Consider the following 18,944-nt stretch of genomic DNA (forward strand, 5'->3'; position numbering starts at 1 on the left):
ACCGGCGCATCGGGAGCCCGCGGAGATACGTTTCTCCAAGAGTGAGCCGGGGTGCGCCCCTTCGATACCCGCCTGAAACCAGCACTCTTACCTCTGACATGTGCCAAAGGAACCGGGCAGAATGGCTGATCTGCGCCTGTAACCCGACCGGGCATCTCACTCCTACGGGTGAGGGCGGTCGGTATCGTGCAAGGCACCCGACCGGGGTGGTCCGGGTGCGACACGAGGTCCCGGGCACGGAGGCGAACCCGTCCGTGGCGGGCGAGCGCACCGGAGAGTTCCGCAACTGGAAACGGAGTACGACCGTGAGCAGTGGTACGTCAGCGCAGGGCCCGCGGCTGCGGCCGACCCTCGACGGCATCCCCACGTACAAGCCCGGCAAGCCGGCCGGCGCCGACGCCTACAAGCTGTCCTCGAACGAGAACCCCTACCCGCCGCTGCCCGGCGTGCTGGAGACGGCGGTCGCCGCGGCCGGTTCGTTCAACCGCTACCCCGACATGGGCGTCACCGAGCTGACCTCGGTGCTCGCCGAGCGCTTCGGGGTGCCCGCCGAGCACATCGCCACCGGCACCGGCTCGGTCGGCATCGCCCAGTCGCTGGTGCTCGTCACGGCCGGCCCGGGCGACGAGGTGATCTTCGCCTGGCGCTCCTTCGAGGCGTACCCGATCGTCGCCACGGTCGCCGGGGCCACGCCCGTCCCGGTGCCGCTCAAGGCGAACGGCGACCACGACCTGGACGCGATGCTCGCCGCGATCACCCCGAACACCCGGCTGATCTTCGTCTGCAACCCCAACAACCCCACCGGCAACGTGATCCACCGCGCCGAGCTGGAGCGCTTCCTGGACGCCGTCCCGGGCGACGTCCTGGTCGTGGTCGACGAGGCCTACATCGAGTTCATCCGCGACCCCGAGGTGCCCAACGGCATCGACCTCTACCGGGACCGCCCGAACGTCTGCGTGCTGCGCACCTTCTCCAAGGCCTACGGCCTGGCGGGCCTGCGGGTCGGCTTCGCGATCGCGCACGAGCCGGTGGCCACCGCGCTGCGCAAGGTCGCCACCCCGTTCGGCGTGAGCCAGCTCGCCCAGGCCGCCGCCGTCGCCTCGCTGCGCGCCGAGGAGGCGCTGCTGGTGCGGGTGGAGGCGCTGGTCGAGGAGCGCACCCGGGTGGTGGCCGGGCTGCGCGCCCAGGGCTGGGAGATCCCGGACTCGCAGGCCAACTTCGTCTGGCTCTGGCTGGGCGAGCGCTCGCAGGAGTTCGCCGCCGCGTGCGCCGAGGCCGGCGTGGTCGTGCGGCCGTTCCCGGAGGGCGTGCGGGTGTCGATCGGCGAGGCCGAGGGCAACACGATCTTCCTGTCGGTGGCGGAGGCCTTCCGCAAGTCGCTCTGACTTCTCTGGCTCTCGTTCGGGGCCGTAGGCCCGCAGGGGCGCGTCGGAATTCCGGCGCGCCCCTGCGGCGTTCCGTGCGGGGGCGCCCCTGCCTCTTTCCGCGCGGCTCCTCGCACGTTCTTCCAGAAGGCTGTGGATCACTGGGAGCCCGCTGGGAGTTCGGCCAACGGCCGGCCACGGAGCGGCCAAGGCGCCGACGGAGGACGGGGCATCCGTCCGGAATGCCCGGATCCGGCCGGTCAGTCTTCTCCCAGCCGGTGCCCAGGGCTCCGCAAGAGCCCACCGGGAAGCTGTCCGGCATGAAGGTGCTCCCACGGCGGCGAGGCGCCGTCCTCGTCAACTCCGCGCTCGGCGTGGCCCTGCTGGGCGGGGCCGCCCTGGTGTACGCCACGGTCAGCGGCAGCTCCGGCCCGGCCGCCGCCAGGCCCGCGACCCGTACCGCGACGGTGTCCAAGGGCACCGTCCTGGCCACCGTGTCCGGAACCGGCACCCTGGTCTCACCGACCGACGCGGCCCAGGACTTCGCCACCGGCGGCCGGCTCACCGAGGTCAAGGTCGCGGTCGGGGACGCCGTGAAGAAGGGCCAGGTGCTCGCCACCGTCGACACCACGGCGGCCCGGCAGCAGGTGGACGCGGCCGAGGCGGCGCTCACCACCGCCGAGGCCAACCTCACCAAGGCCCGGGCCGGGGTCACCACCACGACCACCGAGCCGCTGCCGGGCACCACCTCCGGGCCCGGGGCCTCCGCGTCCGGGACCGGAGCCGGCAGCGCCGGTGGCGGTCGCGGGGCGGGCGGGAGCAGTACGCCCGCCCCGCAGACCACCACGATCACCACCACCAAGGTCGACGACGCGGCCGTGGCCCAGGCCCAGCAGCAGGTCGCCACCGCGCAGACCAACCTCGCCAACGCCCGGGCGGCGCTGGCGGGGACCACCCTGACCGCCTCGGTGGACGGCACCGTCGCCTCGGTCGCCGGCAAGGTCGGCGACACCGTCGGGGCCACCGCGAGCGGTTCCTCGTCCTCCGCCAAGACGTCCGGGAACGGCGCGAGTCCGACGTCCGCCCCGAGCGGCTTCATCGTGCTCACCAACCCGACCGGGATGCAGGTCACCGCGAACTTCTCCGAGCTCGACTCGCTCAAGCTGAAGAAGGGCGAGGCGGCCACCGTCACCCTGAACGCCCAGTCCGACACCAAGCTCAACGCCACCGTCCTGTCGGTCAGTCCGCTGCCCAGCGGCAGTGGTGGCAGCGGCGGCAACGCGGGCTCCGCCGCCGTCCAGTACGCGGCCACGCTCCAGATCACCGGCGACACCGGCACCCTGCGCACCGGCCTGAGCGCCACCGTCCAGGTGATCACCGGCGAGGCCGACAACGCGCTCTCGCTGCCCGCCTCCGCCCTGTCCGGCACCGGCGCCTCGCGCACCGCGACCCTGGTGCGCCCGGACGGCGCCTCCGAGCGGGTCACCGTCGGCGTCGGGGTCGAGGGCGACAGCACCGTGCAGGTGGTCTCCGGGCTGAAGGAGGGTGACAAGGTCGAACTCCCCACCACCAGCGGCGGGAACGGCTTCCCGAACGCCTCCTTCCCGGGTCTCGGCGGCAACCGGGGCACCGGTGGCGGCGCCGTCCTCCCGGGCGGTGGCAGCGGTGGCGGTGGCGGCGGTGCGGCCGGTGGTGGCGGGGCCGGCCGCGGCGGCAGGGGCTGAGGCCGGTCATGCGTCACGTCATCGACAAGCGCGTCCCGGCGCGTCCCGTCCCGGTGATCCGGATCCGCCGGCTCACCAAGGCGTACGGGCACGGCGACGCCACCGTGCACGCGCTGCGCGGCCCGTCCGACCCCGCGAGCGGCGAGCCGCTGGGCGTCGACCTGGACGTCGAACAGGGCGACTACGTCGCCGTGATGGGCAGCTCGGGCTCCGGCAAGTCCACCCTGATGAACATCCTCGGCTGCCTGGACGTCCCGACCTCCGGCCGCTACCTGCTGGACGGCACCGACGTCGGCCACCTGGACGAGCGGCAGCTCGCCCTGGTGCGCAACCGCAGGATCGGCTTCGTCTTCCAGTCCTTCAACCTGGTGCCCCGCACCACCGCCCTCGCCCAGGTCGAGCTGCCGCTCGCCTACGCGGGCGTGCGCACCGCCGAACGGCGCCGCCGGGCGATGGCCGCACTGTCGCTCGTCGGGCTCGCCGACCGGGCCGGCCACAAGCCCAACGAGCTCTCCGGCGGCCAGCAGCAGCGCGTCGCGGTGGCGCGGGCGCTGGTGACGGCGCCCGCGATGCTGCTCGCCGACGAGCCGACCGGCAACCTCGACAGCCGCTCGACGGAGGAGGTGCTGGCCCTGATCGACGGGCTCAACGCCACCGGCCGCACGGTCGTGCTGATCACCCACGAGGACGAGGTCGCCCGGCACGCCAAGCGGGTGCTGCGGCTGGTGGACGGGCAGATCGTGAGCGACCTCCGGCAGGCCCCGGTGGAGGGCCCGCCGCCCGCCCTCCACGAGGCGGAGGTGCCGGCGTGATCCTCTGGCAGACGCTCCGCTTCGCGGCCGGGGGCCTGGCCGCCAACAAGGTGCGCTCGGCGCTCACCATGCTCGGGGTGCTGATCGGCGTGGCCTCGGTGATCCTGCTGCTGGCGGTCGGCAACGGCTCGTCGGTGGCGGTGAAGGAGTCGATCACCTCGCTCGGCACCAACGCGCTGACGGTCAGCGCCGGTTCGGCGAGCGGCGGCTCCCGCGCCACCTCCTCGGTGAAGAGGCTCACGGTCGCCGACGCCAAGGCGCTGGCGAGCGACTCCTCGGCCGACGCCATCAGGTCCGTCGCCCCGGTGGTCACCACCAGCGCGACGGCGCTCTACGGGAACATCTCGTACAACCCGGGCTCGGTCGTCGGCACCTACCCGTCGTACTTCGAGACCGCCAACCAGAAGGTCGCCCACGGCGAGTACTTCACCGACGACGACGTGCTCGCCTCGCGCAAGGTCGCGGTGCTCGGCGCGACGACGGCCAGGCAGCTGTTCGACACCGAGGACCCGGTCGGCCGGGCGGTCGTCCTCGGCGGCACGCCGTTCACCGTGGTCGGCGTGCTCCAGGCCAAGGGCGGCAGCGGCTTCACCGACCCGGACGACGTGGTCGTCGCCCCGCTCCCGACGGTGCAGAACGCGTTCACCGGCTTCGGCCCGGTCAACCAGATCCTGGTCCAAGCCGCGTCCGCGGACAGCACGGCGGCGGCCCAGTCCGAGATCAGCCGCGTCCTGCTCGGCACCCACGCGATCGCCGACCCGGCCAAGGCGGACTTCCGGATCACCAGCCAGGCCTCGCTGCTCACCGCGCGGGAGAGCACCACGAAGACCTTCACCGTGCTGCTCGGCGCGGTGGCGGCGATCTCGCTGCTGGTCGGCGGGATCGGGATCACCAACATCATGCTGGTGACGGTCACCGAGCGGACCAGGGAGATCGGCATCCGCAAGGCGCTCGGCGCCCCGCGCGCGGTGATCCTCGGGCAGTTCCTCACCGAGTCGACACTGCTGTCGGTGATCGGCGCGGGATTGGGAGTGGCGGCCGGGATCGCCGGTTCGCACTTCAGCATCGTCGGCATCAAGCCGGTGGTGATCCCCGAATCGGTGCTCGGCGCGTTCGCGATCGCCGTCGCCATCGGGCTGTTCTTCGGCAGCTACCCCGCCAACCGGGCCGCCTCGCTGCGGCCGATCGACGCCCTCCGGCACGAGTAGGACTCCACTGTCATGAGCAAAGAGATCGCCACGGTCGCCACCGGTGCGCCGGTCGAGGCCGGCACCCCGGCCGGCCCGGCCGAGCAGCTCGCCCTGCTCGCCACCCCGCCGGACGCCCGGGACGTGAGCGCCGAACTGGCCGCGCCGCCACGGCGGAAGCTGCCCTGGCTCAGCCTGGTGCTGGCGGGCGGCGTGATCGCCACAGGGGCGTTCGCGGGCGGGGTCTGGTTCCAGCAGAACCACGGGTCCACCGGTGGGAAGGCCTCGGCCCGGCCCGCGGCCGCCGCTGCGGCGGCTGGTGGCGGGTACGGGCAGAACAACTCCCGTCGTGGGGGCCAGGGCGGGCAGGGGCAGGGCCAGGGCGGGCAGCCCGGTTTCGCGCGGGGCACGGTCAAGGCCGTCGACGGCACCACCGTCTACCTGACCGACACCAACGGCAACACCATCAAGGTCACCACCGGCGACGCGACGAAGGTCCAGCTCAACAAGGAGGGCAAGGTCGCCGACCTGCTGCCCGGCCAGAGCGTGACCGTCGTCGGCACCCCCGACGCCGACGGCGGCTACACGGCCGGCCAGCTGGTCGAGGGAGCCGGTGCGGTCGGCGGCTTCGGCGGAGGTTCCGGTGCGGGGATGCCCAGGAACCCGTCCGGCGGCTGACCCGCAGCCGTCGGACGACCGCGAGGCCCTCGCCCCTTCTGCGGGCGGGGGCCTTCGCGTGCGACTTCGACCACCTGACCGCCGCCACCGCCTGGCGAACCGTCTCGGCGGCCCTTGCTCCTCCGCAAAGGGGCCGCCGGTCATGGGGTAATCAGTCGAGGCAGAACTCGTTGCCCTCGACGTCCTGCATGTTGAGGCACGACTCGTTCTTGTCGTCGGCGAGCAGCAGTTGTCCGCGAGTCGCGCCCAGCGGGAGCAGTCGGGCGCACTCGGCCTCCAGCGCCGCCAGGCGTTCCGCTCCCACCAGTCCGGTGCCGACCCGCACGTCGAGGTGGACCCGGTTCTTGACGACCTTGCCCTCGGGGACGCGCTGGAAGTACATGCGCGGGCCCGCGCCCGTGGGATCGCTGGCGGCGAACCAGGCGTCCTGCTCCTCGGGCGGCAGCGAGCGCTGGTACTCGTCCCAGGTGTCGAACCCCTCGGGGATGCGCGGCGGGAGGTACCCCAGGGCCTCGCACCAGAAGCGGCCGACGCGCTCGGGCGAAGCGCAGTCGAAGGTGATCTGGACCTGCTTGACCGATGTCATCGGGCCACCATAGCCATGACCAGAGGGCCACACCGCTCAATTTCCGTGGTGCCGGTCGCCGTCATCGCGGTCGATCTCGTCCCCGGCCGCTGCCCGCCCTGGTACGCCGCTTTCCAGGGCCTCTCCGCCCTCGCCCTGAAGGCCGCCTTCCCCAAGCCCGGTTGATCAACCCCGGCCCCAACTCCACGCAGGAAGTCGGCCGTTCCGACTTCCTGCGCTGGAGGAATTCCTCCCGGCGGCTCCTTGCCCTCACAAGGAGCCGCCGGCCAACCGCTCGCGCACGGTTTTGCGGCAGATGTTCGAGACGGGCCCACTTTCCAGTACCGGCAACACAGGATCCTTGCCCCGGCCCGTGCAGCCCCGAGACCATCGTTCAGAGACCCGTCGAGCAAGGGGACGACTGTGAAGCTGACACGGCTTGTAGGTTCCTGTGACGAAGGTGAGTGTCCGACGCTGTATCTGACGGACCGGGGCACGCTCGCCGTCCAGGGCGAGCACGTGATCGAGCACGGACTTCAGATCCCGGCACACGAGGGGTTGGTCGAGATCCCCGTCGAACTCATTCGAAAGGCCGTCCGTGGCAACCTCATCTAGGACTCTCGGGGACTGGTTCTCGGCCTTCGAGCGGGAGGCGTTCCGACTCGAGACGCTCGATGACTACAGCCAGTCCGGCGGAATCGACGCCTACCGCGCTTTTCTGGCCGGTGAAGAGCAGCCGGACGACTACAAGAACGCCGGATGGGTCAGGACGGTGGCGGAAGCCACGCGGGCCGGCAAGCGCATGTACCGGGTGCACATCGTCTCGCGGCCGCTCACGGACTACCTCCGCTTCGAGCTCGGATGGGGATACCACCGCAACATGGGAGCTGGTGAGGAATTCTTCATCCTCGACGTGACCGACCGGAGGAACCCGGTTCCCGAAGCCCCGGACTTCTGGCTCTTCGATGACGAGACCGTCGCAACCATGAGTTACGACGATGGCAAGTACCTCGGCGTCGACTTCCGCACCGGCGCCCGGTCCGCCGAATTCAGGGCGTACCGGGACGCCGTCATGGCTCAAGCGATTCCGTTCTCCGAATGGTGGGCCGAGTACGGCGAGTGAACAGAACGGAGCTGGGACCAGCGCTTCGGGAACTACGGCAGGCCTCCGGCAAAGAGGCCAAAGCCGTGGCCCGGAGCGCTGTCATGTCTCCAAGCAAGCTGAGCAAGATCGAAACTGGCAAGGTGCCGCCCACTGTCGTGGACGTGGAGCGCATCCTCACCGCCATAGGGGTGTCCGACGAGGTCAAGTCCGAGTACATGGCTGCTGCGCGGGCGCAGGCGACGGAGGCGACCGCCTGGCGTCTGGTCCGGCGCCTCGGGCACCACCGCAAGCAGCAGCAGATCAAGGCACTGGACGACTCCACCGGGTTTCTCCGCGTCTTCCAGCCCTCTCTCGTCCCGGGGCTCCTGCAGACCCCGGAGTACGTGCGAGCGGTCTTCGGGAGGAAGGGACTCGGAGAGGAGCCGCTCGGGCGGGCCATCGCGGCGAGGCTCGTCAGGCAGCAGTCCCTCTACGACGCCACGAAGAAACTGCGGTTCGTCATCACCGAACCCGTTCTCCGATGGCGTCTGGTGCCACCGCTGATGATGGCGGGGCAACTGGACCGCATCCTCTTTGCCTCTCGTCTCTCCCATGTCGACATCCGGATCGTTCCGCTGGCGGCCCCGCAGACCGACGTGCCCGCGCACTCGTTCGTGATCCGGGACGACCGGATGGTGACGGTCGAGACGGTGCACGCCGAGGTGACGGTCACCGATCCGCGGGATGTCGAGCTGTACGTCCGCAAGTTCGACGGATTCGCGGCCTCAGCCGTGGCCGGAGAGGAGATGTGTCGGTTCGTCGAGGCGATTCGAGACGAGTACTTGGGCGAGAGCCGAAGGATGGATTGACGGCATCGCGAGTGGGAGATCGGTTCCGGCGATAATCCTACGCGGACAATTCACGCATGGTTCGGGCGAACTTTGAGCGAACAGGAAATCCGCGTCGGCCAATCGCGTTCTGTCCCTACATTTGTGCTCGTCCGATGATGTAAGCCACAGGGGGCCGGCACATGCCGGATTCCAGCTGCTGTGTGCCCATCGTCCATGAGTGCGACGACGCGGAGGTACACATGTCCACCACCGTTCTGAGCGGGCCGGGAGGCGTCCCGGTCTTCGACCGTGCCGAGTCCCGGCTGCCGATGGGCGCGGCCGGGGCGACGGCCATGCCCGAGCTGGACGGCGAGGGCGGGCCCGGGAGCCCGTTCGCCTTCCGGTTCCTCGTCCCGGTCACCGGGGCCGGTGGGATCCTGCCCGCCGACATCGGCTACGACGAGGAGACGCAGACCTGCACCTACGAGGGCCTCCCGCCCGGCGTCTACATGACCAGCACGCCGCCGAAGACCTTCGGCCCGACGCAGCCCTCCGGGCAGATGGACGCGCCCGACGACCCGGGAAGCAGCAACGACTGACATGTCGACCGCCGATGCCGTCCTCGTGCTGACGGGGACCTTCGATCCCACCGCCGACCTCGTGATCGAGGAACTGAACCGGCGCGGAACTCCCGTCTTCCGGGCGGACACGGCGTGGTTCCCGTCGAGGCTGGCCGTGGTGGCCGGCCTCGACGGGGCGTCCGGCTGGGCCGGGACGCTGGCCACCGGGCGGCGCACGCTGGACCTCTCCACCGTCCGGTCGGTCTACTACCGTCGCCCGACCGCACCGGAGTTCCCCGCCGAGATGTCCGCGGCGGGTCGCGGTGTGGCCTCCGCCGAGGCGCGGCGGGGGTTCGGCGGGCTGCTGGCGGCGCTGCCCTGCCGGTGGCTGCCGCCGCCCGGGCGCGCCGCCGACGCCGAGTACAAGCCGCTCCAGCTCCGGGTGGCGGCCGAGTCCGGACTCCGGGTCCCGCGAACGCTGATCACCAACCGACCTGAAGCCGCACAGGACTTCGCGGACGACGTCGCGGGCCCGGTCGTCTACAAGCCCTTCACGCCGATCCGGGGGACCATCGGCGGCCAGTCGGTCGCCGTCTACGCGAGCGTGCTGGAGGAGGGCGGGACCGGTCATCCTTCGGTCTCCACCACGGCGCACCTGTTCCAGGAGTGGGTGCCCAAGGCCCATGAGGTGCGTCTCACCGCGGTGGGCGGGCGGATGTTCGCCGCGGAGATCCATGCGAACTCGGCGGCAGCAGAAGTAGATTGGCGCAGTGACTACGACAGCCTGACCTATCGGGTCTGCGATCCGCCGGCAGCGGTGGCGAACGCGGTCCACCGCATGCTGGGAAGGCTCGGACTCCCCTACGGTGCCTTCGACTTCGTCGTTTCACCTTCGGGGGACTGGACGTTTCTGGAGATCAATCCCAACGGGCAGTACGGGTTCATCGAGCAGGCGACCGGGCTGCCCATCACGGCCGCCGTCTGCGACTACCTGGAAGGGGCCGACCGGGTATGACGACCGTCCCGTACGGCGACGACCAACTGCTCCGGGCCCGGATCGGGTTGGCCTCGGAGATCGAGCGGGCGATCGCGGTGCTGGCCTCGCGGGTGGTGGAGGCGTTCCTCAATGTGTCGCGGCACCCGTTCGTTCCGGTGTTCTTCCGGGAGGAGGACGGCGTCCACCGCCCCTGGCGGGCGGGCGAGGGATGGCTGCGGGAGGTGTACGCGGACCGGGTGCTGGTGACCGAGGTCGACGGTGTGCACGCGGAGGCGGCCGGCCCGGAGGGGGTGCGTGGGATGGCGACGTCCTCGTCCACGCTGCCGAGCCTGATGGCCGAGATGCTCGACGCGCTGGACGTCCGCCCCGGGGACCGGGTGCTGGAGATCGGCACGGGTACCGGCTACAACGCCGCTCTGCTCTGCCACCTTGCCGGGGACCGGTACGTGACGACCGTCGACCGCACCGAGCATCTGGTGGCCACCGCCCGTACCCGGCTGGGCGAGGCGGGCTTCGGGCCGACGGTCGTGGCGGCCGACGGAGCCGACGGGTACCCGGCGGGCGCGCCGTACGACCGGATCATCGCGACCTGCGGTGTCCGCCGGCTGCCCCGGGCGTGGCTCGACCAGTGCGCGCCGGGTGGTCTCCTCGTCGCGCCGATCGGTGGCGCGGTAGCCAGGCTCACCAAGCTGCCGGACGGACGCGCGGTGGGGCGGTACCTGCACCGTCCGGCCGCCTTCATGCCGCTGCGAGACGGGACGGAAGCGGACCGGGGAGTGCCTGCGAGCCGAGGAGACGGCCGGACCACGGAGACCGGCGCCCACGTGCTGGACGACCCGGGGTTCGCGTTCTGGGCCGACCTCCACCTCGGGCCCACCGTCGTCCGCGACGGCCATGTGCTCCGTGACACCGTGGACGGTTCGACCGCCCACGCGCGGGGCCGCACCGTCGCCCTCGGCGGCCCGCGCGACCTCTGGAGGGTGGTCGAAGCGGCCCATCGCTCCTGGCTCGACCGCAACCGGCCCCGCCGCGAGTGGTTCACCGTCGAGGCCGGCCCGGCGGGCCGGTTCACGGGCTACACGGCTCCGGACGGCAGCACCCTTCGGTGGTCCGGCTGAGGGCTGAAGGCCGATCGAGGTGGTGGTCGGTCGGGCGGTCAGCGGCGGTGCGTGGGGTTACCCGTTCGGATGAATGTGCTGGGCAACGCCGTTGGTTCGTCGGCGATCGCTGCTATCACTTGCCTTGCGCTCGGGCCCGAGCGGGGAATGGACGTCACGGCCGTGCGTGAATCGCACGGCCTCCAGCGAGAACGGAATCCCGCCTCATGGCAATCGCACTCCGCAGGACGCTCGCCGTCGCCACGCTGGCCCTGACGGCCTCCTTCCTGCCGGCCGGCGGGGCCGGGGCCGCCGACAGCGCCCACCGCGCTCCGCGCACCCCCGGGCTGTACTGCCTGGCCAACGCCTGGAGCACCCCGAACGTGTCGACGAAGCCGTGCGACGCCAACGACTCCGGGCAGCACTGGACCCTCTCGGGTCAGCAGATCTCCCTCACCAAGGCGCGGGCCTACTGCTTCGCCAACACCTGGAACGCCTCGGACGTCTCCGTGAAGCCTTGCGACCCCAGGGACCAGGGCCAGTACTGGACCGTCTCGGGCCAGCAGATCTCGCTGACCTTCGCTCCGGCGTACTGCCTCGCCAACGCGTGGGGCACCGCGAGCGTCTCCACGAAGCCGTGCGACAGCTCGGACCGCGGCCAGCACTGGGTCGTCTTCAACGAGCAGATCAGCCTCGCGCTCACCTGATACCGCACTGTCGTCTCCGTTCCGGCGGCCCCTCGCTCCGTGCGAGGGGCCGCTGGTCCATGTAGGGCGTACGTCGGGCCGCTGTCCATCCCTTCAGAGGGGGCGTGGCGACGATGAGCCGTCCCGGTCGGCAGGAGTCCAGAAGACCTCTCGCGGCCGCGGCAACCTTCTCGGGGGCGGTGGCAACTGGGTGGTGTCCGGCCAGGCGGTCCGGTCAAGAGGCAACGGCTGAAAGAGAGCATCGACATGTTCCCTCGCCCATCCACGTCGTCGGAGGCGTCTCCTCCCAGCGGCGGCGCCCGCCGTGGCCGCCCCTCGTTCGGTTCAGCCGTTCCGGGGCGACGGCAGAAGCACCGCAGCCGTCGGCTGTACCAGCGTCGGAGTCTCTGGGCGGCCGTCGCGCTGGCGGTCGTGGGCGGGTCCGTGGCCGTGGTCAACACGGCCTCGGCGGGCGTCGTGGACACCAAGGCCTGGTACACGCTGGTCAACCGCAACAGCGGCGAGGTGCTGGACGGCCTCGGCTACGCCACGCACGACGGTGCGGCGGTGGCGCAGTGGTCCCGTCACGACGGGACCAACCAGCAGTGGCGGTTCATCGACTCGGGTGACGGGAACTACCGGCTGCAGAACCGGAACTCCGGCAAGGTGCTGGACGACTACAACTGGTCGAGGACCGCCGGCTCCGAGCTGGTGCAGTGGCGCGACCTGAACGGCGTCAACCAGCAGTTCCACCTGGAGAAGTCGTCGGACGGCTACGTGCGTCTGATCAATCGCTTCAGCGGCCTGGCCGTCGAGGTCCAGAGCGGCTCCAAGGCCGACGGGGGCCGCGTCGCCCAGTACCACGACTGGGGTGGCGCCAACCAGCAGTGGCAACTCGTCCCGGTCGGGAGCGGCGGCGGCGCCGGGAGCGCGGGGAGCTCCGGCAGCAGCGGGAGCACCGGGAACACCGGGAGCACGGGCAGCACCGGGAGCACCGGCAACACCGCCACGCCCTCCAAGCCGGGCGGCAGCGTTCCGACGGGCCAGGCCCCGAGCGGTACCCGCCCGCCGTCGGCCTCGGCCCCGCCGGCGACATCTCCGGCACCCGGCGGCGGCAGTGGCGGTGGCGGCGCCCCGGCGAAGACCTTCATGGGCAGCAGCACGGTGCTCCTCGGCGGCATGATGGAGGACGCCACGTCGAACGCCGCGCCGTTCGACGTGCGGTACGCCTACATCCACAGCCAGCCCGCGCCCTCGTCCGAGGCCTACACGGCCTCGCGCTGCAAGGCCGAGTGGTCGGGCTGGTGGGGCTGCTGGACCGGCGACACCACGGCGCCCGGCACCCAGATAACCCTGAACAACGACCGCGCGTCCAAGGCGACGTACCAGGGCAAGCCGCGCCCGCAGAAGTACCTCTTCACGTGGTACTCGCTGCGCGACCTCGGAGACATGGCGGGCCAGGGCGACGGTCCCGGCGAGGTCCAGGCCATCAACCGAGCCGACCTGCTCACCAAGTACCTGAACGACTACCGCTTCTTCCTCCAGAAGATCGGCAACGCGCAGGACATGATCGACATCGAGCCCGACTTCTGGGGCTACGTCCGCTCGCTCGGCAACCCGCACCAGGTCTCCGCCCAGGTCAAGGCCGCGAACCCGGCGGACTGCGGATCGCAGGAGAACAGCGCCTCCGGCCTGGCCCAGTGCATGATCGCGATGAGCCACAAGTACGCGCCCAACACCGGCGTGGGCCTGCACCTGTCCTGCTTCGACTGGCAGCAGAACACCCCGCAGTGCGTCAAGGACTACGCGGACCTCGGGGCGAAGAACGCCGACTTCCTCGTCACCGACGTGACGGACCGCGACGCGGGCTGGTACGCGCTGCCCGCCCACGGCAGCAAGGACACCTTCTGGAACGACCAGAAGGGCTTCGCCGCCCTCGCGTTCTACAGGACGATGTCCGAGTCGGTGGGCAAGCCGGTGGTCCTGTGGCAGATCCCCCTGGGCAACATGGCGGGGAACAACACCCCCGGCCACTACAAGGACGACAAGGTCGACTGGTTCTTCTCGCACATGGACCAGGTGGCGAACGCACACGTCGGCGCCCTCCTGTTCGGCGCCGGCTGGTCGGAACAGACCACGCCCGAGACCGACGGCGGAAACCTGGTCAACAAGACGACCGCGTACCGCAACTCGGGCGGTACGGCGCTCAAGTAGGCGCCCGCACGGGACGCGCCCCGCCGAGTCGGTGCTCGGCGGGGCGCGTACGTGCAGCGGGTGCGGTCAGCGCGGCTGGTCGGGCGTCTGGGCGGTGGCCGCCGGGCCGGTCGGCGTGCCGGTGGCGTTCGGGGCGGGCTTGGGGGCCGGGTCGGGGATGTCGGCCATCGGCAGGGTCTGCTTGGGCGTGCCGCGCAGGGCCTGGTTCATGGCGTCCCGCCAGATCGGGCCGGGGCCGTCGGCGCCGAACACCTCGGTGCGGTACTTCCCGTTGATGGTGATGTTGCGCATCTCGACGCCGCCCTTGGGGCCGCCGAGCCAGACCGCGGTGGCGAGCTGCGGGGTGTAGCCGTTGAACCAGGCGGCCCGCTTGCGGTCCGAGGTGCCGGTCTTGCCCGCGATCTGGCGGTTGTCCTCCAGGTTGAGCGCCGCGCCGGTGCCGTTGTTCTCGGTCACGCCGTTCAGCACGGTGTTCAGCGCCCGCGCCGTCTCCTCGGAGAACGCCTTCTCGCAGTGGCCGGCCGGGACGGGGACGTCCTTGCCCTCCACGGTGGTGATCCGGTCGATGGCGAGCGGGGCGCAGTGGGTGCCCTGGGCGGCGAAGGTCGCGTAGACGTTGGCCATCGTCAGCGGGCTCATCTCCGCGACGCCCAGGGCCATCGAGGGCACCTCCTCCAGGGGCTTGCCGCTGGCCCTGGTGGTGATGCCGAGCTTGTTGGCCATCTGCTTGACCGCGCAGAGGCCGATGTCCTTCTCCATCAGGACGAAGTAGGTGTTGACCGAGAGGGCCATCGCCTGCTTCAGCTGGTAGGCGCCCTTCTCGTTCGGCGACTCGTTGGGCACCACCGTCTTGGGGCGGGTGTCGTTCCGCCAGGTGCCCGTACAGGTCTTCATCGCCGGGTACTCGATCTTGTTGTCGGACGTGTACTCCTGGGTCGCCGGCAGGCCCGCCTCCAGGGCCGCGGCCGCGATGACCGGCTTGAACGTGGAGCCCGGCTGGAAGCCGTTGCCGCCGCCCATCGCCGCGTCGACGTTGAGGTTGACGACGGTCTCGTTCTTCTCCTCCAGCAGCCCGTACGGGCGGGTCTGGGCCATGGCGAGGATCTTGCCGGTGCCCGGCTCGACCATGGAGACGGCGGCGGAGACGCTGTCGGTGACCCGCACGTTGGAGCTCACCGCGTTCTGGGCGGCGGCCTGCTTGTCCGGGTCCAGCGTGGTGTGGATGTTCAGGCCGCCGGTGTTCCAGAACTTCTTGCGCTCCTCGGCGCTCTTGCCGAAGGCCGGGTCCTGCTTGACCACGTGGCGCACGTAGTCGCAGAAGAAGCCCATCCCGGCCTGGGCCTTGATGCAACCGTTCTGCGGCGCCCTGTAGTTGAGGCCCAACGGGGCGGCCTTCGCCTCCTTCGCCTGGTCGGCGGTGAGGTGCTTGTTCTCCAGCATCTTGTCGATGACGGTGTCGCGGCGGTTCTGCGCGGCCTGCGGGTGCAGCTTCGGGTCGTACTGGGACGGGTTCTGCACCAGCCCGGCGAGGGTCGCGGCCTCGGCGACGGTCAGGTCCTTGTTGCTCTTGCCGAAGTAGCGCTGGGAGGCGGCCTCCACGCCGTAGGCGCCGTTCCCGTAGAAGGTGATGTTGAGGTAGTTGGTGAGGATCTGCTCCTTCGGCAGCTCCTCCTCCAGCTTGATGGCGACCTTGAGCTCCTGGATCTTGCGGCCCAGGGTCTTGCGCTGGGCCTCAAGGACGGCGTCCCGGTCCTCCCCGGCCTGCTCGACGTTGACGTTCTTCACGTACTGCTGGGTCAGCGTCGAGGCGCCCTGCGAGGCGGTGCCGCTCTCCGCGTTCTTGCTGATGGCGCGCAGGACGCCCTTGAGGTCGACGGCGCCGTGCTCGTAGAAGCGGGCGTCCTCGATGTCGACCTGGGCCTGCCGCATGTACGGCGACATCTGATCGGCGGTCAGCACGGTGCGGTCGCGCTCGTAGACCTTGGCGATCAGCCCGCCCTTGGCGTCGAAGATCTGGGTCGCCTGGGTGAGCGGCGGCGTCTTGAAGTCGGAGGGGACGTCCTCGAAGCCCTCGGCCGTGCTCTTGGCCGTCAGTCCGATGCCGCCCGCGACGGGCAGGGCGAGCCCCGCCAGCAGCACACCGGACACGACGCTCACCCCCAGGAAGGTCGCACCGAAGCCGGCCAGCCGGAGCGGCGCCTTGCGGGACGGCCCGCGGTCCGCGTCCTCGGAGGAACTCCATATCGGGGGGCGATTCGATTCCATTCCCGGATGCTAACTCCTGGGAGTGGTCGGGCAAGCGGTTTTTCGGGCACGGCTGTCACGGCTGTGCAACAGATCCGAAAGGGGGTCAAAATCGGTTTCGACACGGCAAATCGTATACGTATTGAATGGTTTCGGAAGAATGCGGCGACCAGTGCTCGATATGGCCCTTCGCGCGTGCGGCGGCCTCCCCTCCCGCGGTCCTGTCATCACTTGGATGCGGTGAGCGGGGCGAAAGGTTGCACCTCGTCTCCGAACCGCACGCACGCATCGGGGAGACGGTCACCGTCCACGGACGGGTGAACACGCTGCGGCTGCACGTCGATCCGTGAGGCGACCTTCCTCTTCCGGGGCCCGCACCGCCTCGAACCGTGAGAACGGGGAATCGCGGGGAACGACGGAAGGCCGCGGGGGAAAGGCTGCCGGGAACCGCGGGGAACCGGTGGGCCGGAACCGCGGGGGAACCGGCGGGCCGGAACACGCGAAGGGCCGCGCCCGAGGAGGTCGTTTCCTCGGGCGCGGCCCTTTCGCGTCTTTCGGCCGTCCTCGGTCAGCTGCGGCGGAGGGCCTCGGTGAGCCGGTTGGCGGCCTCGATGATGGCCTGGGCGTGCAGGCGGCCCGGGTGACGGGTCAGCCGCTCGATGGGCCCGGAGACGGAGACCGCGGCCACCACGCGGTTGGAGGGCCCGCGGACGGGGGCGGAGACGGACGCGACGCCCGGCTCGCGCTCCCCGATGGACTGGGCCCAGCCGCGGCGGCGGACGCCGCTGAGCGCGGTGGCGGTGAAGCGGGCGCCCTGGAGGCCTCGGTGGAGGCGCTCGGGCTCCTCCCAGGCGAGCAGCACCTGGGCGGCGGAGCCGGCCTTCATGGGCAGGGTGCTGCCCACGGGGACGGTGTCGCGCAGGCCGGAGAGCCGTTCGGCCGCGGCGACGCAGATGCGCATCTCGCCCTGGCGGCGGTAGAGCTGCGCGCTCTCCCCGGTGACGTCGCGCAGATGGGTGAGGACGGGGCCCGCGGTGGCGAGCAGTCGGTCCTCACCGGCGGCGGCGGAGAGCTCGGACAGGCGGGGGCCGAGGATGAAGCGGCCCTGCATGTCCCTGGTGACCAGGCGGTGGTGTTCGAGTGCGACGGCGAGTCTGTGGGCGGTGGGGCGCGCCAGACCGGTGGCGGCGACCAGCCCCGCCAGCGTGGCGGGGCCCGACTCCAGTGCGCTGAGCACCAGAGCGGCCTTGTCGAGAACGCCGACGCCGCTAGTGTTGTCCATACCATGATATTGCAGTCTCAGTCAGCGAGACGCAAGTCTGTTTCGATGTCCGTCATCCTCTCAGATGCCCGCAAAGCGGTTCTTCCGGGCTTCGGCGTCTCACATGCTGGATCCGCCGGGCGCGCTCGGGGGGCGGAGGCTGCCGGGAGGTGAAATGGCGGGCGAAGCGGCGGGCGGAATGCAAAAAGCCCCTGCCGTGTCACTGTCGGACACGGCAGGGGCCGTTGAGAAGAATTCGGCGGCGTCCTACTCTCCCACAGGGTCCCCCCTGCAGTACCATCGGCGCTGAAAGGCTTAGCTTCCGGGTTCGGAATGGAGCCGGGCGTTTCCCTCTCGCTATGACCACCGAAATGATCGGGCCGGGCAATTGCTCGAAAGCATTGCCTTCGCCTCGTCGCGAATCATAGCAGTCGCCCCCGGGCCGATCAGAAGCCGACGGCCTCGCGCAGCAGCAGGACGGTCCCCCGGGAGAGCCGGGCCGGGGCGTTGAGCACCAGGAGCTGGTTCACGGCGCTCGGCCGCCCGTACGCGGCCCGGGCGCGCTCGGACTCCAGCGGGAGGACGTGGGTCTCGACGCGCCGCAGGGCGGCCGGGAGGTCCGGTACGACCTTCTGGGCGCCGACGATCCAGATCGCCCGGCCGGCGCCGCCGACGTACCCGGGCAGCTGGCTGCCGGTGGCCGAGGCGACGACCAGCGAACCGGTCTCGGTGACGGCGGCGACGCTGCCGAGCACCACGTCCGGGGTGGCGACCATCCGGCGCAGCTCGTCGGCCTCGGCGACCCGGTCCATGCCCAGCGCCCGGGGTTTCACGGCCCGGTAGCGGTCGCCGGTGTTGACGTCCTCCTCGATTCCGGAGAGCCGGAGGGTCTCGCTGGCCCCGGTGAGGACGGTGGCGCCGGCCGGGACCAGCTCCGCGACCCGGGCGCGCGCGGCGGCGGTGTCGTCCAGGAGCTCGACGGTGAAGCCGTTCGCCGCCAGTGCGGCGGCCGCCCGTTCCAGCCGGTCGGCGGGCGCCGGGTCCGAGTACGGGGCCGACCCGGTCGCGCCCCGCTCCCAGCCGCCGGGGCCCTGCCCCCAGCCGCTCGCGCCCGGCCCGGCCCCGCCGGCGCGCGGAGCCGAGCCGGTCAGCGGGCTGGTGTCCAGGTACCGGGTCTCGTAGACCCGCTCGGTGAACCGCCAGCCGTCCGCCGTGCGCCGGTAACGGTCGTGGTAGACGGCGTAGTTGAGGCCCTGGACGCCGTTCTTCAGCCGGACGATCTCGTGCATGTGGGCACGCCCGGCCGCGGTGTCGCCGTCGATCCGGATCGCGCCCGGGTGGGTGTTCTGGATGAAGAAGTCCCAGTGCTCCTGGAGCTTCTCGCCGCCGATCCGGATCTGCTCCGGACCGATCAGCTCGACCGGGACGTCGGGCATCCGCAGCACGCCGTCCGGGGTGAACAGAAGGGCGAGGCGGGCGCGGTCGCGCATCATCACCGCGTCGGTGAACTCGGCCTGCAGGGCCGCGATCTCGACGCGGTCGGCGATCGCCTGGAAGTCGTTCATCGGATTCTCCGTTTCCCCGTTCCGTATGACCGGTGCGATCGGTACGACAGAACAGCCGCTCGAAACGTGAGGTGGG

Annotated in this window: 18 protein-coding genes and 1 rRNA gene; 14 read left to right on the forward strand and 5 right to left on the reverse strand. The window is 71.0% G+C overall.

Features of this window, described 5'->3' with window-relative positions:
- The first annotated feature begins 305 nt into the window (after window positions 1-305).
- The 5 genes from hisC to ACZ5GH_RS18980 all read left to right on the forward strand — a co-directional run bounded on the left by hisC (window position 306) and on the right by ACZ5GH_RS18980 (window position 5,765).
- Complete coding sequence (hisC, locus tag ACZ5GH_RS18960) at window positions 306-1,385, forward strand: histidinol-phosphate transaminase (protein ID WP_387759637.1); 1,080 nt, start codon at window positions 306-308, stop codon at window positions 1,383-1,385.
- Window positions 1,386-1,684: 299 nt separating this feature from the next.
- Window positions 1,685-3,088 carry an efflux RND transporter periplasmic adaptor subunit gene (locus tag ACZ5GH_RS18965; protein ID WP_464334824.1) on the forward strand — a complete coding sequence of 468 codons (1,404 nt, stop codon included), beginning with the start codon at window positions 1,685-1,687 and terminating at the stop codon, window positions 3,086-3,088.
- Window positions 3,089-3,096: 8 nt separating this feature from the next.
- Window positions 3,097-3,900 (forward strand): ABC transporter ATP-binding protein, encoded by an 804-nt coding sequence (locus tag ACZ5GH_RS18970; RefSeq protein WP_464334825.1) that lies wholly within the window; start codon window positions 3,097-3,099, stop codon window positions 3,898-3,900.
- Window positions 3,897-5,108, forward strand: coding sequence for an ABC transporter permease (locus tag ACZ5GH_RS18975; RefSeq protein ID WP_387759642.1), 1,212 nt, complete (start codon window positions 3,897-3,899; stop codon window positions 5,106-5,108). Before ACZ5GH_RS18970 ends, ACZ5GH_RS18975 begins: the two co-directional genes overlap by 4 nt.
- Window positions 5,109-5,120: 12 nt before the next feature.
- Window positions 5,121-5,765, forward strand: a complete 645-nt coding sequence (locus ACZ5GH_RS18980) for a hypothetical protein (protein WP_387759643.1) — start codon at window positions 5,121-5,123, stop codon at window positions 5,763-5,765.
- A 151-nt stretch (window positions 5,766-5,916) separates the two neighbouring features.
- On the opposite strand, the gene ACZ5GH_RS18985 is transcribed toward ACZ5GH_RS18980, so the two are convergent.
- The gene (locus tag ACZ5GH_RS18985; RefSeq protein WP_387759645.1) at window positions 5,917-6,351 is read right to left on the reverse strand and encodes a VOC family protein; all 435 of its coding nucleotides are present in this window, start codon (window positions 6,349-6,351) and stop codon (window positions 5,917-5,919) included.
- 15 nt (window positions 6,352-6,366) lie between these two features.
- Here ACZ5GH_RS18985 and ACZ5GH_RS18990 point away from each other — a divergent pair, with 15 nt between their 5' ends.
- From ACZ5GH_RS18990 to ACZ5GH_RS19030, 9 genes are all read left to right on the forward strand, one after another.
- Complete coding sequence (locus ACZ5GH_RS18990; protein ID WP_464334826.1) at window positions 6,367-6,516, forward strand: hypothetical protein; 150 nt, start codon at window positions 6,367-6,369, stop codon at window positions 6,514-6,516.
- A gap of 237 nt (window positions 6,517-6,753) precedes the next feature.
- Window positions 6,754-6,945, forward strand: a complete 192-nt coding sequence (locus ACZ5GH_RS18995) for a hypothetical protein (protein WP_464334827.1) — start codon at window positions 6,754-6,756, stop codon at window positions 6,943-6,945.
- Entirely contained in the window at window positions 6,929-7,453 is a 525-nt protein-coding gene (locus ACZ5GH_RS19000; RefSeq protein ID WP_464334828.1) for a DUF6879 family protein, read from the forward strand. Before ACZ5GH_RS18995 ends, ACZ5GH_RS19000 begins: the two co-directional genes overlap by 17 nt.
- Window positions 7,450-8,283, forward strand: a complete 834-nt coding sequence (locus ACZ5GH_RS19005; protein ID WP_464334829.1) for a helix-turn-helix domain-containing protein — start codon at window positions 7,450-7,452, stop codon at window positions 8,281-8,283. Before ACZ5GH_RS19000 ends, ACZ5GH_RS19005 begins: the two co-directional genes overlap by 4 nt.
- A gap of 221 nt (window positions 8,284-8,504) precedes the next feature.
- Complete coding sequence (locus tag ACZ5GH_RS19010) at window positions 8,505-8,843, forward strand: hypothetical protein (protein ID WP_464334830.1); 339 nt, start codon at window positions 8,505-8,507, stop codon at window positions 8,841-8,843.
- Between the two features lies 1 nt (window position 8,844).
- Window positions 8,845-9,819: an ATP-grasp ribosomal peptide maturase gene (tgmB, locus tag ACZ5GH_RS19015; protein ID WP_464334831.1), complete on the forward strand. Its 975-nt coding sequence runs from the start codon at window positions 8,845-8,847 to the stop codon at window positions 9,817-9,819.
- Window positions 9,816-10,919, forward strand: coding sequence for a methyltransferase domain-containing protein (locus ACZ5GH_RS19020; RefSeq protein WP_464334832.1), 1,104 nt, complete (start codon window positions 9,816-9,818; stop codon window positions 10,917-10,919). The genes tgmB and ACZ5GH_RS19020 overlap by 4 nt, the downstream gene beginning before the upstream one ends.
- 206 nt (window positions 10,920-11,125) lie before the next feature.
- On the forward strand, window positions 11,126-11,605 hold the full coding sequence (locus tag ACZ5GH_RS19025) for a ricin-type beta-trefoil lectin domain protein (RefSeq protein WP_464334833.1): 480 nt from the start codon (window positions 11,126-11,128) through the stop codon (window positions 11,603-11,605).
- Window positions 11,606-12,016: 411 nt separating this feature from the next.
- Entirely contained in the window at window positions 12,017-13,798 is a 1,782-nt protein-coding gene (locus ACZ5GH_RS19030) for an RICIN domain-containing protein (RefSeq protein ID WP_464334834.1), read from the forward strand.
- Between the two features lie 66 nt (window positions 13,799-13,864).
- On the opposite strand, the gene ACZ5GH_RS19035 is transcribed toward ACZ5GH_RS19030, so the two are convergent.
- The 4 genes from ACZ5GH_RS19035 to ACZ5GH_RS19050 all read right to left on the reverse strand — a co-directional run bounded on the left by ACZ5GH_RS19035 (window position 13,865) and on the right by ACZ5GH_RS19050 (window position 18,868).
- Entirely contained in the window at window positions 13,865-16,063 is a 2,199-nt protein-coding gene (locus ACZ5GH_RS19035; RefSeq protein WP_387759650.1) for a transglycosylase domain-containing protein, read from the reverse strand.
- Window positions 16,064-16,610: 547 nt separating this feature from the next.
- Complete coding sequence (locus tag ACZ5GH_RS19040) at window positions 16,611-17,324, reverse strand: IclR family transcriptional regulator (RefSeq protein WP_030246527.1); 714 nt, start codon at window positions 17,322-17,324, stop codon at window positions 16,611-16,613.
- Window positions 17,325-17,557: 233 nt separating this feature from the next.
- Window positions 17,558-17,674 (reverse strand): 5S ribosomal RNA (gene rrf / locus ACZ5GH_RS19045).
- A 75-nt stretch (window positions 17,675-17,749) separates the two neighbouring features.
- Complete coding sequence (locus ACZ5GH_RS19050) at window positions 17,750-18,868, reverse strand: LUD domain-containing protein (RefSeq protein ID WP_387759655.1); 1,119 nt, start codon at window positions 18,866-18,868, stop codon at window positions 17,750-17,752.
- Window positions 18,869-18,944: the final 76 nt, after the last annotated feature.

This window comes from Kitasatospora sp. Xyl93 (assembly GCF_055383135.1).

Bases quoted from the DNA above. Each gene is read 5' to 3' on its own strand.
- ACZ5GH_RS18980 (WP_387759643.1), top strand. From the start codon at position 5,121: ATGAGCAAAGAGATCGCCACGGTCGCCACCGGTGCGCCGGTCGAGGCC.
- ACZ5GH_RS19025 (WP_464334833.1), top strand. From the start codon at position 11,126: ATGGCAATCGCACTCCGCAGGACGCTCGCCGTCGCCACGCTGGCCCTG.
- ACZ5GH_RS19035 (WP_387759650.1), bottom strand. From the start codon at position 16,063: ATGGAATCGAATCGCCCCCCGATATGGAGTTCCTCCGAGGACGCGGAC.
- ACZ5GH_RS19050 (WP_387759655.1), bottom strand. From the start codon at position 18,868: ATGAACGACTTCCAGGCGATCGCCGACCGCGTCGAGATCGCGGCCCTG.
- tgmB (WP_464334831.1), top strand. From the start codon at position 8,845: ATGTCGACCGCCGATGCCGTCCTCGTGCTGACGGGGACCTTCGATCCC.
- ACZ5GH_RS18985 (WP_387759645.1), bottom strand. From the start codon at position 6,351: ATGACATCGGTCAAGCAGGTCCAGATCACCTTCGACTGCGCTTCGCCC.
- ACZ5GH_RS18970 (WP_464334825.1), top strand. From the start codon at position 3,097: ATGCGTCACGTCATCGACAAGCGCGTCCCGGCGCGTCCCGTCCCGGTG.
- ACZ5GH_RS19010 (WP_464334830.1), top strand. From the start codon at position 8,505: ATGTCCACCACCGTTCTGAGCGGGCCGGGAGGCGTCCCGGTCTTCGAC.
- ACZ5GH_RS18990 (WP_464334826.1), top strand. From the start codon at position 6,367: ATGACCAGAGGGCCACACCGCTCAATTTCCGTGGTGCCGGTCGCCGTC.
- ACZ5GH_RS19040 (WP_030246527.1), bottom strand. From the start codon at position 17,324: ATGGACAACACTAGCGGCGTCGGCGTTCTCGACAAGGCCGCTCTGGTG.
- ACZ5GH_RS18965 (WP_464334824.1), top strand. From the start codon at position 1,685: ATGAAGGTGCTCCCACGGCGGCGAGGCGCCGTCCTCGTCAACTCCGCG.
- ACZ5GH_RS19020 (WP_464334832.1), top strand. From the start codon at position 9,816: ATGACGACCGTCCCGTACGGCGACGACCAACTGCTCCGGGCCCGGATC.